The organism is Corynebacterium sp. HMSC071F07 (assembly GCF_001810285.1).
Lineage (GTDB): Bacteria > Actinomycetota > Actinomycetes > Mycobacteriales > Mycobacteriaceae > Corynebacterium > Corynebacterium simulans.
This window is the reverse complement of record NZ_KV800702.1, coordinates 82,174-95,719: the sequence shown is the minus strand read 5'-3', so window position 1 is coordinate 95,719 and position 13,546 is coordinate 82,174. Positions and strand designations below refer to the sequence as shown.

The following is a 13,546-nucleotide window of genomic DNA, read 5'->3' as shown; positions in this document are numbered from 1 at the left end:
ATACCGTGTGCCAGCTTATCCGGCCTTGAGCGCAAGCGCTTGCTTAATTTGCGAGGTAGGCCAGCACCGCTGCTGCGGCGGCTTGGGTACTCGATGCCACGGTGGGTTCATAATCGGGCAGGAATATCGCTTGGTGGTTGACGGGTGGGTTATCTGCCAGTTCTGCGGGTGTCGAGCCAATAAACCAGAAATAATACGGCACACCCCAAGCTTGGGGGAGGTAGCAAAAGTCCTCGGAGGCCGTCGAAGGTTCGGCAGTACCCGAGGCCGCGCCGAAGACGGCGTCAAAGACTGCGCGCACGGTTTCGTGGGCGGCAGGATCGTTGTCGGTGACTTCGCCGTGGGCAAAGTACTCGAATTCCGGCGGCTTGGGGGCGTCGGAGGCTACGCATTCCGCGCGCACCATTCGCTCGAGGGAGGCATATACACGCTTGGCGACGTCCGGTTTGTAATAACGGGTATTCAACACCAACTCGGCAGTCTCAGGAATGATGTTGTTTTTATCGCCTGAATGCAGCTCCCCCACAGAAATGACAAAGAAGTCATGCGGTGCCACCTCGCGCCCAACGATCGCTTGCAAACGCGTGATGACCATGGCGGCGATATAGGTCGGGTCAACGGCTGCGTGCGGCATCGAGGCATGTGCCGAGCGTCCGTGAATGGTGATGCGCAGGGAGTCGCAACCGGCCATGATTGCTCCGGAGCGGGACAGAACATCGCCTGCTTTGCCGGGCATAACGTGTTGGCCGAGGCAGATGTCGGGTTTCGGGACGCGGGTAGTAAGGGAATCGGCCAGCATATATTTGCTCCCATGGAAGATTCTTCTGCTGGCTGGAAAAGAGCGAGGAAGGTGCCGGACCAGGCGTCGCGGTGGGCGTCGAGAAGCGCGCAGGCTCCGAGCAGCGCTGTAGTGTGCATGTCGTGGCCGCAAGCATGCATGTTGCCGTTGCGGGAGGCGTATGCAACTGCTGTTTCCTCTTGCACGGGCAGCCCGTCGAAGTCAGCGCGGAAAAGAGCGGTGGGGCCGGGGCCGTTGCGGAAGATGGCCACGGCCCCGAAACCGCCGATAGGCTGGACAATCTCGCAGTCGAAAGTGCGCAGGCGCTCGAGGATTCGACCGGCGGTGCGCTCTTCTTCGTGGGAGAGCTCAGGGTGAGCGTGAAGGTCCTCGTAGAATTCGCGCTGCCAGCTAAGGTCTCCGTGGGAGTCTTTCAAGAGGTTTGCGATTTTGGTGGAATCTGCCATAGCTAATTTTCTTTTCGTTTGGGTAGGGTTACCTACATGCCAATTATTCAGTTTGATGTTCTTGTGCCGAACGCTCAGGCCAAGCGAGTGGCGGAGGTCTTTAGCACTGCCACCGAAAAGCTGGTTGCACATGAAACGCTGGCCGCTGCCCGCGTAACCCGCGAGGAAGATCCCACCTTGCCGGCCGGCTTGGAGGAGCAGTTGCGTCAGACCTACCGCGACGAGCACTTTGACCGCGAGCTAGAAAATGCCAATGTTTATCGCTACAACATTGAGGTCGACGGTGTGAAGGGATCCGTGAACCAGCTGACGATGGTGCTAGCGCGACTTCTCACCCCGCACGCGGTGTTGCCGAAGGACCACGTGCTTTTGGAAGATGAGGTCGCGCACGAGCGGCCTGCTATTTTTCCGTGGTCTGTACAGGTGCAACCTTAGCGGCCAGCGCGTGGGCGGCGGCGCGCAATTGCTCCACGACGTCGCCTTTCGCGGCGCCTTGAGCACTGTCGAGTTCGATTCCTACGGCGCCGTGGGGAAGCGGCGATGCGATGGAGCCTGCGATGACGCCGACTGGCGTTTCGCCGGCTAGCTCGGCGACGGTACCGACAACTTTGCCGGTGAGGGATTGCTCATCAAAGCGGCCCTCGCCGGTGACAACGAGGTCTGCCTCGGCGAGTTTCGCCGACAGGCCGATTTTTTCTGCCACATACGCGCCGCCGGGGACTACTTCGAAGTGTTCTTCGCTTCCCCAGAGCGTTTGCGAAAGCCAGCGCAAAGCGATGGGGATGCCGCCTGCGGCGCCAAAGGATTCGGCGTTTTCGTCGGTGCCGGTTACTTCGCAGAGGCGAAGAAGAGCGCCCGCGAGCAGCGCGATGTGTTCTCCCTCGACGCCTTTTTGTGGGCCGTACATGGTCGCGGCCTGGATAGGCACGGCTCGGGTATCGGCGAGGAGGGTGTAGTCAAGGGCACTGGCCTTGATGTTGAGCTGGGCGGTGTCGATGTTGTCGAGGCGAACGAGGGGAGCGCCGCCCTTGGGTAGTGCGTAGCCGCGCTCGTCGTGTGCTGCAGCACCAAGTGCGGCGAGGATGCCCATTCCGCCGTCGATGGTCGCGCTGCCGCCAAGACATAAAACGATGTGCTTAGCGCCGCGGGCTTCGGTGTCCGCGATGAGCACTCCGGTGCCGTAGGAATCCGAGTGCAGTGGGTCGAGGTCATTGGCGACGGCGGGCAGCCCGGTGGCGGAGGCGACGTCGATTAGCGCATGCTCGCCGGCCAGGAAGTAGCTGGCTTCGGTCAGCCGCCCGCGGGCGTCGGTAGTGGGCAGTGTAATCGTTTGCACCTCGACGCCGGAAAGGCTGGCGGCGGTGGCGAGGATTTCGGAGGTGCCTTCGCCGCCGTCGGCCATGGGGCAGGTGGTGATGGTGGCGTCGGGAAGGGCCTCGCGCAGACCGCCAGCGATGGCTGCCGCGGCCTGCATTGCGCTTGCTGTCCCTTTGAAAGAGTCCGGTGCGACGATGATATGCATGCCGAAAAGTATAGGTGGCCACTAATTCGTGGGCGGTTTTACCTCGCGGATACTTGCACTTTTGGTCACACGATAGAAAACTGTTTGGTGTCCTGTAAACCACCGATTCGGCACCCTCGCCGGCGAAAGGCGCACCAGATGCACATCGAAAAGCAAATTTCCAACTACTACGACATGCTTTTAAAGCGAAACGCCGGCGAGCCCGAGTTTCACCAAGCCCTCTCCGAGGTACTGGATTCGCTGAAGATTGTCCTGAACAAGGATCCGCACTACGCCGACTACGGCCTGGTCGAGCGCCTATGCGAACCCGAGCGCCAGCTCATCTTCCGCGTTCCCTGGACCGATGATCGTGGAAACGTTTGCGTCAACCGCGGTTTCCGTGTGTAATTCAATTCCGCACTGGGCCCGTACAAAGGCGGGCTGCGTTTCCATCCTTCGGTGAACCTGGGCATCATCAAGTTCTTGGGCTTTGAGCAGATTTTTAAAAACTCGCTGACCGGCCTGCCCATCGGTGGCGGTAAGGGCGGTTCTGATTTCGACCCGAAGGGTAAGTCGGATGCGGAAATCATGCGCTTTTGTCAGTCCTTTATGACGGAATTGCACCGCTACATCGGTGAATATCAGGATGTTCCGGCAGGCGATATCGGTGTTGGCGGGCGCGAGATTGGTTACCTGTTCGGCCAGTTCCGCAGGCTGGAAAACCGCCACGAGTCTGGCGTGCTGACAGGCAAGGGGCTGTCCTGGGGCGGCTCCCTGGTGCGCACCGAGGCCACCGGCTACGGCTTGGTCTATCTCACCGCAGAGATGATGAAGGCCCACGGCGAGTCCTTTAGCGGAGCAAAGGTCATTGTCTCTGGTTCTGGAAACGTGGCGATTTACGCGGCCGAGAAGGTCCAACAGTTGGGCGGCACCGTCGTAGCGATGTCTGACTCCGCGGGGTATGTCGAAACCCCAAACGGCGTTGACTTCGAGCTGCTGAAAGATGTCAAGGAGATTCGCCGCGAGCGCATTAGCGTATATGCCCAGGAGGCAGGCGTGAAATATGACGAGGGCGGCAATATCTGGGCCATGCCTGCCGACGTTGCGTTGCCGTGCGCTACTCAAAACGAGCTCGACGTCGACGCCGCGCGGCTGCTGGCAGAAAATGGCGTGCGCTACGTCGCCGAGGGAGCAAATATGCCGTGTACTGCAGAAGCGACGCACTTCTTCGTGGGCTCGCAGGTTAAATTCGCGCCGGGCAAGGCCGCGAATGCCGGCGGCGTGGCCACCTCTGCGCTGGAGATGCAGCAAAATGCATCGCGCGATTCGTGGTCTTTTGACTACACCGACAAACGATTGCACGAAATCATGTCGAATATCTTCAAAAACATCGACCGCACCGCGCGGGAGTATGACATGGAAGGCGATTATGTCGCGGGCGCGAATATCGCGGGCTTTAAGAAGGTGGCTGATGCGATGTTGGCGCAGGGCGTCGTATAGCGCTGCTTAAAGCCTGAAGTCGAACTTTAGATTTTTATTGCAAGTGCCGCGTGGGAAACGTGTGAAAAAAGTTTCTTTGGTTACTCTGAGCGCATGTACCGCGTATTTGAGTCCCTAGATGAACTTGTTCGCAATCTGGAGCAGGCCTACTCCGTTCCCATGACGGCCAACTGCATGGTCCCGCGCCACGAGATGCTCGCGCTTCTCGACGACCTCCGTAACGCCCTGCCCGTCGAAATGGACGATGCGCAGGATGTCCTAGATAAGCAGGACGAAATCTTGGCTGGCGCGGAGGAACGCGCTGCGCAGATTGTCGCGGATGCAAACGCGCAGTCTGACGAGATTATGGCGCGTGCGCAGGAAGACTCTGACGCCATGCTTTCCGACGCCCAGCAGCGCTCGACCGCCATGGTCGCCCAGGCGGAAGACGATGCCAGCGCCATGATCGAAAGCGCGCGTGCCGATGCGGACCGCACCATCGCGCAGGGCAATCAGGAATACGAGCGCAGCGTCGCCGCAGGCCAGGCGGAGCAGGAGCGCTTGGTCTCTGAGTCCGAGGTGGTCCGCCGCTCGAACGATGAGGCGCAGCGCATTGTGGAGACCGCCCACACCGAGTCGAATCGTTTGCGCACCGAGTGTGATGAGTTTGTCGATTCTAAGCTCGGCGAGTTTGAAAGCTCTCTTTCCGGCCTGCTGCGTACCGTGAACTCTGACCGTCAAGCGCTGCGCCGCGGCGCGGGCGTGCGTTCCCGCATAAGCGATCCGCGCGCAGATGTGCGCAGCGAGCGCGGCGAGTACCGTGCCGACCGGGGCGAGCGCGGCGAGTACCGCGCCGAAAGCTCCGAGCGCTACGAACGCTAAGACCTATAGCGCGGATGCGTCAAGCACCGAGAGCTTCCGGCACCCGGGCGCTAGCGCGGCGATTGCACACTCTGTTTGCATAGGGTTTGCATAGCTCGGCTGCGGCGCGGAGACGATGGTCCTTGCTGGTGGCCAGACGGTTTGTCGTACACCGTCTGTTCATCAGCTGGGGCCATCGTCTTTGTGGCAACGGCAATCGCCGCTGATACCGCAGCGGGAAAACCGAACACGCCCCACATCAATGCAAACGTTTCCATAGGCGTACCCGCGATGAGGCGCACAGAAAATAGCGCCTCCACCAAATATTGCCCTGCGACAACGCTCAAAATTCCGCCGAGTGCCGTAGCAACGGACATGAGAACGCCCGATAGCCCTTCGCGCGCATTCCAGGCCAGCCACGCGGTGCCAAGGCCTAGGAGCGCGGAGGCGACAATCATCGTGATGTCGAAGGGCAGCGGAAGCGCCACGAAAGCACCAAGCACAAGCCCCAAACCCAGACCGCGATAGGCCAGGGAGCGTAGTGCCATCCCCGGCCGTAGGCGGCTGCGGCGGTATCGCAGATATGCGATTGCGCCAAGCACTACCACCGGCAGCACACAAAGCAGAGAAAATGCCCATCCAAGCTGGGCTAATTCGCTGTTTGGTGCAGTGGTGCCGTAATTCATAGTCCCCAGACTAAGGCCCCCTAAGCCATTGGGAAACCACCTGCCTTTAGTGCATAAGACCTTGTGCGGTGCAGTTCAGGCAACACCCAGATAGCGGGCAAAAGGCGGCGTCGGCAAGCGTGGGCAAAGCTCTGCTAAAAGGATGGCGCCGCACAATGTAGGCTAAGAGACGTTATGGCAGATGTATTGGAATCACCGCTGAAATTTAACGTGGCCGAGCTCTTGCGTGGCCAGGGCGCTGCCGCAATGCCGGAGCAGCGCGTGCAGAAGGGCCCTGCGCCCGAACGTATCGGCGTCGAGATGATCGCCGTTGCAAAAGGCGACGAGATTACGGTCGACGCCACCTTGACACCGCTGGGATCGGGCGTGCTTGTCGACGCCACGGTTACCGGCCCTCTCACCGGCGAATGCGCTCGTTGTTTGCGCCCGCTGCAGCCGCAGCTGGATCTGCAGGTCTCGCAGGTTTTTGCTGCAGACGAGTCTTTCATCAGCGGCGACGAACTCGATGATGAGGATGCAGGCTCTGGCGATGAAGTTCCTGAGGTCGTAGACGACGAAATCGATTTACTGCAGACTGTCATCGATGAAGCTGGCCTGAGCTTGCCTTTCGCGCCGGTGTGCGAGGAAGGCTGCGACATAGAGATGCCGGAGGGTGTTTCCACCGGAGTCTCTGGGGAAGAGGAAGACAAAGTCGATATCCGTTGGTCTGGACTGGAGAAGTTCCTGTGAGCAAGAAGAAGAAGCTGACCGGCGAGGAAGCCCTCAAGCAGGCCTATAGCGCCGTCGATCATGGCCCGTTGCTGCAGGCATTGGGCATCGACCTGGCCGATGAAAACTTGCGTCTGGCGCTGACCCACCGCTCTTTTGCCAACGAAAACGGGTACTTGCCCAACAACGAACGCCTCGAGTTTCTAGGCGACGCTGTCCTTGGCCTGTCCGTGGCTTCGAAGCTCTACGAGCAGTATCCTTCGCGTCCGGAATCGGATATTTCGAAGATGCGCGCTTCCATCGTCTCGCGATACGGGCTTTCCGATATCGCTCGCGAGATTGAGCTGGGCCAACATATCCTGCTGGGCAAGGGCGAGCAGTCCACCGGCGGCCGTGACAAAGATTCGATTCTGGCGGATACCACCGAGGCCATCTTCGGCGCGATTTATCGCCAGCACGGCTTTGAGGTCGCGCGCGATGTCATTCTGCGCCTGTTCCAGAAGAAGATCGACAACGCTGTCGTCTCCGGCCGCCACATGGACTGGAAGACCAACCTGCAGGAGCTGTGCGCCGAGCTGAAGGCCCCGATGCCGGTCTATACCGCTACCTCTACCGGCCCAGAGCACGACCAGACCTTCACCGCGGTGGCTACCGTCGCGGGCCTGACCGTGGGCAACGGCGTTGGCCACAACAAGAAGCTGGCCGAGCAGCAGGCGGCGCAAGAGGCGTGCGATACTCTGCGCGAAACTCCGCTTTTGGTCCAGGGCACCGCTAATCGCGAGAATTAATGCCTGAACTTCCAGAAGTCGAGTCCGTCCGCCGCGGGCTCGAGGCCTATCTTCCCGGCCGCCGCTTCGAGTCCGTGAAAGTCTTGCACCCGCGGGCCAACCGCGGCCAGGATGGCCCCTTGGAACAGCTCCTAGCCGGCCGCGAAATCGCGAGTGTGGCACGGCGCGGCAAGTTCATGTGGCTGGAATTCGCCGACGAAGACCTCACGGATCCCGGCCGCGATGTGCTTTTCGTACATCTCGGCATGTCCGGCCAAATGCGGGTGGGGGAGACGGACTCGAAACATGTACGCATCGCGGCGTCGTTAAGCGGCGGCGTCCAGTTGAACTTCGTGGACCAGCGCACCTTTGGATATTGGTTGCTGGCCCCCTGGACGAAGATCGCGCACATCGCGCAGGACCCGCTGGAGTCGGACTTTGACCTTGTTGCCACGGCGCGGCGGCTGCGGGGGAAGAAGACGGCGGTGAAGACGGCGTTGTTGGATCAGACTGTGGTCTCGGGAATCGGTAATATTTATGCCGACGAGGCGCTCTGGCTAGCCCGCATACAGCCCCAAAAGAAGGCCTCCACGCTGCGCCAACGCGACGCAGTTGCGCTTGTCGACGCCGCCGCGACCGTCATGCGCGCTGCCCTTAAAGTCGGCGGCACTAGCTTCGATGCGCTTTATGTCAACGTCAATGGTGAGTCGGGTTATTTCGACCGCTCTTTGCATGCCTACGGCCGCGGCGATGAGCCGTGCGATAGGTGTGCGACGCCACTAAAAAGGGTGGTTGTGGGCGGCAGATCTACCCACTATTGCCCCCGCTGCCAAACCTATTAATGGATCGATAGGGGATATATAGCGTTTAATATTCCACATGGAATTTATTGAGAACGCTGTGACAACGTTCAACGATTCGGTATGGACTTATCTGATCCCGTGGATCTTGATTGCTGCGGGACTATTTTTCGGCTTTAGGACTGCGCTCGTACAGGTGCGCATGGTCCCGCAAATGTTCAAGGCTGTGGTGGAACGTCCGAAGGGCGTCGGCCGCGACGAAGACGAGGACTACGGCGGAATCTCCGCTTTCAAGGCTTTTACCATTTCGGCGGCCTCGCGCGTGGGCACCGGCAACGTCGCGGGCGTGGCTGTGGCTATTTCCGTGGGCGGACCTGGTGCCGTGTTCTGGATGTGGCTGATTGCCATCCTGGGTGGTGCGACGGCGTTTATCGAGTCCACCCTGGCTCAGGTGTGGAAGGTCCGTGAAGGCACTGCTTACCGCGGCGGCCCGGCTTATTACATGAAGCGTGGCCTAGGCTGGGGCCCGCTTGCCGCTATCTTCTCTGTGGCCATCGCCTTTACCTTCGGCTTTGTCTACAACGCATTCCAGACCAACGCCATTGCCGATTCCATCGCGTTCTCCTTCGGCCGTGACGACTTCTCCTTCCGCTTTATCATCGGCGGCGTTATCGCTGCTATCTCCGCTCTCATCATCTTCGGTGGTGTGCAGCGTATCGCGAATATCACCCAGGTCATCGTTCCGTTTATGGCGGTTGCGTACCTGCTCATCGGCGGCTTCGTCGTCGTGGCCAATTTTGACAAGGTCCCGGGCATGATCGGTGACATCATCGGCCACGCCTTGGGCTTCAAGGAAATTGCCGGCGCCGGTCTAGGCGCTGCCATGATGAAGGGAATCCAGCGCGGCCTGTTTTCCAATGAGGCCGGCGAGGGCTCCGCGCCGAACGCCGCAGCTACCGCCGCCGTGTCGCACCCCGTCAAACAGGGGCTGGTGCAGACCTTGGGCGTTTATTTCGACACGCTGGTTGTCTGTTCTATCACCGCCTTCATCATCCTGCTGGGCCCTACCGTCAACTACGGCGCGGAAGCCGAGGGTGTTTCCCTGACGCAGGCTGCACTGGCTTCTGAGGTGGGCGATTGGGGCATCCATTTCGTCAGCTTCATCCTATTCTTCCTGGCATTTTCTTCGATTCTGGGCAACTACTACTTGGCAGAGGCCAACGTGGAGTACTTAACCCGCAAAAAGAGCGTGCTGATCCTCTTCCGCCTCGTGGTGCTCTTCTTCGTATGGTTTGGCGCCGTGGGCTCTTTGCCTTTGGTCTTCGCCCTGGCAGATACCGGCGCGGCAACGATGGTCTTCCTGAATATTCTTGCCATCGTTCCTTTGTCCGGCGTAGCCATCAAGCTGCTGAAGAACTTCAACGAGCAGCGTCGTGACGGCGTGGACCCGATTTTCCATCGCGACATGATGCCGGAACTGAAAAACGTCGAGTGCTGGGACGGCTCTGACCCGGTTACCCGCCGCAGCCCGGAGGACCGCAAGCACTTGCAGCACAAGTACGATCTGTCGGATCGCACCAATCTACGGGAGTACTAAATGCAACGCCTGACCGCTTTCGTGCACGGTACGGTCCAAGGCGTTGGCTTCCGTTGGTGGACGCGCTCTCGGGCCCTCGAATTGGGCCTTGCGGGCCACGCCACGAACTTAAAGGGCGGGCGCGTGCAGGTTGTTGCCGAAGGCCCGCGCGAGGACTGCGAGCGCCTGCTCGAGTTATTGCGCGAGCAGCCTTCCACCACCATGCGCCCCGGAACCGTAACCATCGTGGTGGAGCAGTGGTCGGACCCACGCGGTGAGAGCGGCTTTATCGAACGCTAACGCCTAGGCTTGCTAAACTTTCACGAATGCACCTGAAATCGCTCACGCTCAAAGGCTTCAAGTCTTTCGCGTCCGCGACGAACCTGAAATTCGAGCCCGGCATCTGCGCCGTGGTTGGTCCGAACGGCTCAGGTAAGTCGAACGTCGTCGACGCGTTGGCGTGGGTCATGGGCGAGGGCAGCGCCAAGACCCTGCGCGGCGGCAAGATGCAGGACGTCATCTTCGCCGGCGCGGGCGACCGCAAGGCGCTAGGCCGCGCCGAGGTAACCCTTACCATCGACAACTCCGATGGCGCGCTGCCCATCGAATACTCCGAGGTTTCTGTCACCCGCCGCATGTTCCGCGACGGCGCCAGCGAGTATGAAATCAACGGCGCCAAAGCGCGCCTTATGGATATCCAGGAGCTGCTTTCTGACTCCGGTATCGGCCGCGAGATGCACATCATCGTCGGTCAGGGCAAGCTCTCCGAAATCCTAGAATCGCGCCCAGAAGATCGCCGCGCCTACATTGAGGAAGCCGCCGGCGTGCTCAAACACCGGCGTCGTAAAGAAAAAGCGCAGCGCAAGCTCACCGGCATGCAGGCCAACTTGGATCGCCTGCAGGATCTCACCGAAGAGCTGGGCAAACAGCTAAAGCCTTTGGCCCGTCAGGCCGAAACCGCCCAGCGCGCGGCCACCGTCCAAGCGGATTTGCGCGATGCCCGCCTGCGCATCGCCGGCGACCAAGTCGTGCAAACCCGCAAGAAGTACGCCGATGCCGAGCAACAGGCTCAGGTGCTCGCCGAGCAGGTGGCGGAAGCTACCGAGCAGCACGAAGAGGCCACAGGCGTCCAGTTGGAAATCGAGGCCCAGCTCGAGGAGGTTAATCCGCAGGCCGAGGCCGCGCAGAAGCTGTGGTTCGACCTGTCGACGCTGTCCGAGCGCATCGCCGCCACCCAGCGCATTGCGGAAGAGCGCGCGAAAAACGTCGGCGCACAGGTCGCCTATGCAGGCCAAGACCCAGAAGAGCTCGAGGCCCGTGTCCTGCGCGCGGACGAGGAGCACGCAGAGCTGCTCATGGAGGCCGAAGAGGCCGCCGAGCGTCTGGAGTCCATCCGCGAGGAGGTGGCGCAACGCCGCGCCGTCTTCGAAGAGGCGGAAAAGGAACACATGGCGCAGCTACGCGCGATTGCGGATCGTCGCGAGGGCGTGGTTCGCCTCATCGCCTCCGAGGAAATCCTCGCCGGGCAGGTCTCCGCGGCAGAGGAGGAGCTCGTGCGCCAGGAGGAGACGCTGCAGTCCACCAAGGCGCGCACGCGCACGGCGCAGGCTGAGGCGGACGAAGTTGCCGATAGGTTGGAGGCCTTAAACGCCGAGCGCGAGCCGTTGGAAGAGGCCCACGTGCGGGCGGCGAGTGAGTCAGGGGCGGCCGAAAAACGCCTGGAGCAGCTTCGCGACGGCCAGCGCGAACGCGAACGCGCGGTCTACACGCTGCGCTCGCGCATCGATACTTTGGCGCAGACTGCCCCGGAAAATATCGACTTGGGCGAGGGCTTTAAGCCGCTGGCGCAATACATCACCACCTCCCATGACACGGCCGTTGCGGCGGCGTTGGGCGCGTTCGCGGAGGCGCAAACGGGCGCGGTTACAGAGGACATCGTGGCAGCCTTGAGCACCGCCGCCCGCACCCCGCTGGTGGACACCACTGCCGCGGGTGCCTCCGACTGGCGTCTGGACGCCAACCTGCCCAGCGGTGCGACCTGGCTGCTGGATGAGATGCAGCTTGCACCCGAGGTACAGGCGGCGCTGACGCGTCTGCTTTCCGACGTCGCGCTGGTCGGCGATCTTGCCCTAGCTCGCGAGCTGGTGCGCGAGGATCCGCGCCTGCGCGCGGTTACTGCCGAGGGCCTGTTGGTGGGCGAGGGCTGGGTCGAAGCCGGTACCGGCGCTTCTTCTACCGTCGAGGTCACCGCGCGCATCGCGGAGGCAGAAGGCCAGCTGGAATCTGCCACGCAGGAGTTGGAAGAGCTTTCCGGCACCCTGGAGGGCGCGAAGATGGCGGCCGAGGAGGCTCGCGTCGCGGCGGCCTCGGCAAAGGCGGCCTTGCGTGAGCACGACACGACCGTGGAAGCCTGGCAGCGCGACCACCAGCGCCTGCTGAAGCAGCACGAGGTCAACAAGGCTGAGCATGAGAAAGCCGCGGCCCGTGCGACCGAGATTGAGGTCAAGCTTGCCGAAGTGCGCGAGCAGCTGGCTGAGACCCGCGACCGCCTCTCGCGCGTCGATGAGGAGGTCGAAGACGGCGAGCCTTCCTCCCACGAGCGCGATGCTGCCTCGGCCGCTTTGGAGCAGGTCAAGGCCATGGAGATGGAGGCCCAGCTCGCGGCGCGCACCGCCCAAGACAAGGTGGGGCAGGCTGCGGGTAAGGGCGACGCGCTGCGTCGCCAAGCGCAGCATGAACGTCAGGCAAAGGCCCGCCATGAGCAAGCGATGGCGCGTCGTAAAGCGCAGGCCGACTTAGCTCAAGCGGTGGCAGGCCATGCCACGGACCTTGCCGGACGCGCATCCCAGGCCCTGGAGCGCGCCACCGCTGAGCGCGATGAGCTGGTTAATCAGCGCAACGTGTTAGGCGGGCGCTTGCAAGCGGCCAAGCAGCAGGTTTCGGCAACACGGCAGAAGCTCGACCGTCTGACGGCGAACGCCAATCATTCCGAAATCGCCCGCTCGCAGGCGCAGGTGCGCGTGGATGAGACCGAAGCGAAGATCGTGGACCAGTTGGGTATTGCGATCCCTGACTTGCTGCGCGATTACACGCCGGGCGAGGACTTCGACCGTAGCGCGGAAAAGGCGCGACTGAAGCAGGCAGAAAAGGACCTGAACTCCCTGGGCAAGGTCAACCCGCTGGCGCTGGAGGAGTACAAGGCGCTGGAGGAGCGCTATTCCTTCCTGTCTACGCAGCTCGATGACGTTATCCAGGCGCGCAAGGATTTGGCGGGCGTGATTGAGGACGTGGATCAACAGATTCTGCAGCTTTTCACCGATGCGTGGAACGACGTGGAGGCGGAGTTCCCGAAGGTCTTCCAGACCCTTTTCCCGGGTGGCGAGGGCCGCCTGATCCTGACGGAGCCGGATGACATGCTGGCCACCGGCATTGAGGTTGAGGCGCGCCCGCCGGGCAAGAAAGTCAAGCGCCTGTCCTTGCTTTCTGGTGGTGAGAAGTCCCTGACCGCCTTGGCGATGCTGGTGGCCATCTTCCGTGCGCGCCCGAGCCCGTTCTACGTGATGGACGAGGTTGAAGCCGCGCTTGATGACGTCAACCTGCGACGCCTCATCGCCCTGTTTGAGGAACTGCGCAAGGATTCGCAGCTTATCGTCATCACGCACCAGAAGCCGACGATGGATGTGGCTAACGTCCTCTACGGCGTGACGATGCGTGGCGATGGCGTCACGCGCGTGATTTCGCAGCGTATGAGCCAGGCTGGCGACGCCCCCGGTTCCGCCGCTGCAGCCGAGGATGCCACACGCCTGGGCGTCGATGCCCCGCGCGGCGCTGCGCTTGGCGACGCCGCCGAGCCCGACGCTGGGCCCGACGCAGGGCCCGACGCTGAGCCCGAAACTCAGGGTTAATCCGCAGGGTAGTAGTGC

10 protein-coding genes and 2 pseudogenes are annotated in these 13,546 nt (G+C 61.5%); 9 read left to right on the top strand and 3 right to left on the bottom strand.

Features of this window, described 5'->3' with window-relative positions; all coding sequences use genetic code 11:
• Positions 1-43: 43 nt before the first annotated feature.
• A pseudogene (locus tag HMPREF2724_RS04200) lies at positions 44-1,245 on the bottom strand (amidohydrolase).
• Positions 1,246-1,281: 36 nt separating this feature from the next.
• Between HMPREF2724_RS04200 and HMPREF2724_RS04195 the strand changes: the two are divergent.
• Positions 1,282-1,680 carry a hypothetical protein gene (locus HMPREF2724_RS04195; RefSeq protein ID WP_070587316.1) on the top strand — a complete coding sequence of 133 codons (399 nt, stop codon included), beginning with the start codon at positions 1,282-1,284 and terminating at the stop codon, positions 1,678-1,680.
• Here HMPREF2724_RS04195 and HMPREF2724_RS04190 read toward each other — a convergent pair.
• Positions 1,646-2,767, bottom strand: a complete 1,122-nt coding sequence (locus HMPREF2724_RS04190; protein WP_070587313.1) for a glycerate kinase — start codon at positions 2,765-2,767, stop codon at positions 1,646-1,648. The two genes, HMPREF2724_RS04195 and HMPREF2724_RS04190, sit on opposite strands and share 35 nt — an antisense overlap.
• Positions 2,768-2,905: 138 nt before the next feature.
• Here HMPREF2724_RS04190 and gdhA point away from each other — a divergent pair.
• Positions 2,906-4,246: pseudogene (gene gdhA / locus HMPREF2724_RS04185) on the top strand (NADP-specific glutamate dehydrogenase).
• Positions 4,247-4,339: 93 nt separating this feature from the next.
• On the top strand, positions 4,340-5,107 hold the full coding sequence (locus HMPREF2724_RS04180; protein WP_141740978.1) for a DivIVA domain-containing protein: 768 nt from the start codon (positions 4,340-4,342) through the stop codon (positions 5,105-5,107).
• 50 nt (positions 5,108-5,157) lie between these two features.
• Here HMPREF2724_RS04180 and HMPREF2724_RS04175 read toward each other — a convergent pair whose 3' ends face one another.
• A complete protein-coding gene (locus HMPREF2724_RS04175) occupies positions 5,158-5,772 on the bottom strand; it encodes a hypothetical protein (protein ID WP_070587310.1) in 615 nt (204 codons plus the stop codon).
• Between the two features lie 174 nt (positions 5,773-5,946).
• Between HMPREF2724_RS04175 and HMPREF2724_RS04170 the strand changes: the two genes are divergently transcribed.
• Genes HMPREF2724_RS04170 through smc form a run of 6 tightly spaced genes read left to right on the top strand, consistent with a single transcriptional unit; the run spans position 5,947 to position 13,528 of the window.
• Positions 5,947-6,501, top strand: coding sequence for a YceD family protein (locus HMPREF2724_RS04170; RefSeq protein WP_246818205.1), 555 nt, complete (start codon positions 5,947-5,949; stop codon positions 6,499-6,501).
• A complete protein-coding gene (rnc, locus tag HMPREF2724_RS04165) occupies positions 6,498-7,268 on the top strand; it encodes a ribonuclease III (RefSeq protein WP_070433275.1) in 771 nt (256 codons plus the stop codon). Before HMPREF2724_RS04170 ends, rnc begins: the two co-directional genes overlap by 4 nt.
• Positions 7,268-8,089: a bifunctional DNA-formamidopyrimidine glycosylase/DNA-(apurinic or apyrimidinic site) lyase gene (mutM, locus tag HMPREF2724_RS04160; protein WP_070433274.1), complete on the top strand. Its 822-nt coding sequence runs from the start codon at positions 7,268-7,270 to the stop codon at positions 8,087-8,089. Before rnc ends, mutM begins: the two co-directional genes overlap by 1 nt.
• A gap of 37 nt (positions 8,090-8,126) precedes the next feature.
• Entirely contained in the window at positions 8,127-9,644 is a 1,518-nt protein-coding gene (locus tag HMPREF2724_RS04155; RefSeq protein ID WP_070433273.1) for an alanine/glycine:cation symporter family protein, read from the top strand.
• The gene (locus HMPREF2724_RS04150; protein WP_070587309.1) at positions 9,645-9,923 is read left to right on the top strand and encodes an acylphosphatase; all 279 of its coding nucleotides are present in this window, start codon (positions 9,645-9,647) and stop codon (positions 9,921-9,923) included.
• A 26-nt stretch (positions 9,924-9,949) separates the two neighbouring features.
• Entirely contained in the window at positions 9,950-13,528 is a 3,579-nt protein-coding gene (gene smc / locus HMPREF2724_RS04145) for a chromosome segregation protein SMC (RefSeq protein ID WP_070587308.1), read from the top strand.
• Positions 13,529-13,546 lie beyond the last annotated feature (18 nt).

Bases quoted from the DNA above. Each gene is read 5' to 3' on its own strand.
- HMPREF2724_RS04190 (WP_070587313.1), bottom strand. From the start codon at position 2,767: ATGCATATCATCGTCGCACCGGACTCTTTCAAAGGGACAGCAAGCGCA.
- HMPREF2724_RS04180 (WP_141740978.1), top strand. From the start codon at position 4,340: ATGTACCGCGTATTTGAGTCCCTAGATGAACTTGTTCGCAATCTGGAG.
- HMPREF2724_RS04155 (WP_070433273.1), top strand. From the start codon at position 8,127: ATGGAATTTATTGAGAACGCTGTGACAACGTTCAACGATTCGGTATGG.
- HMPREF2724_RS04150 (WP_070587309.1), top strand. From the start codon at position 9,645: ATGCAACGCCTGACCGCTTTCGTGCACGGTACGGTCCAAGGCGTTGGC.
- HMPREF2724_RS04195 (WP_070587316.1), top strand. From the start codon at position 1,282: ATGCCAATTATTCAGTTTGATGTTCTTGTGCCGAACGCTCAGGCCAAG.
- mutM (WP_070433274.1), top strand. From the start codon at position 7,268: ATGCCTGAACTTCCAGAAGTCGAGTCCGTCCGCCGCGGGCTCGAGGCC.
- HMPREF2724_RS04175 (WP_070587310.1), bottom strand. From the start codon at position 5,772: ATGAATTACGGCACCACTGCACCAAACAGCGAATTAGCCCAGCTTGGA.
- HMPREF2724_RS04170 (WP_246818205.1), top strand. From the start codon at position 5,947: ATGGCAGATGTATTGGAATCACCGCTGAAATTTAACGTGGCCGAGCTC.
- smc (WP_070587308.1), top strand. From the start codon at position 9,950: ATGCACCTGAAATCGCTCACGCTCAAAGGCTTCAAGTCTTTCGCGTCC.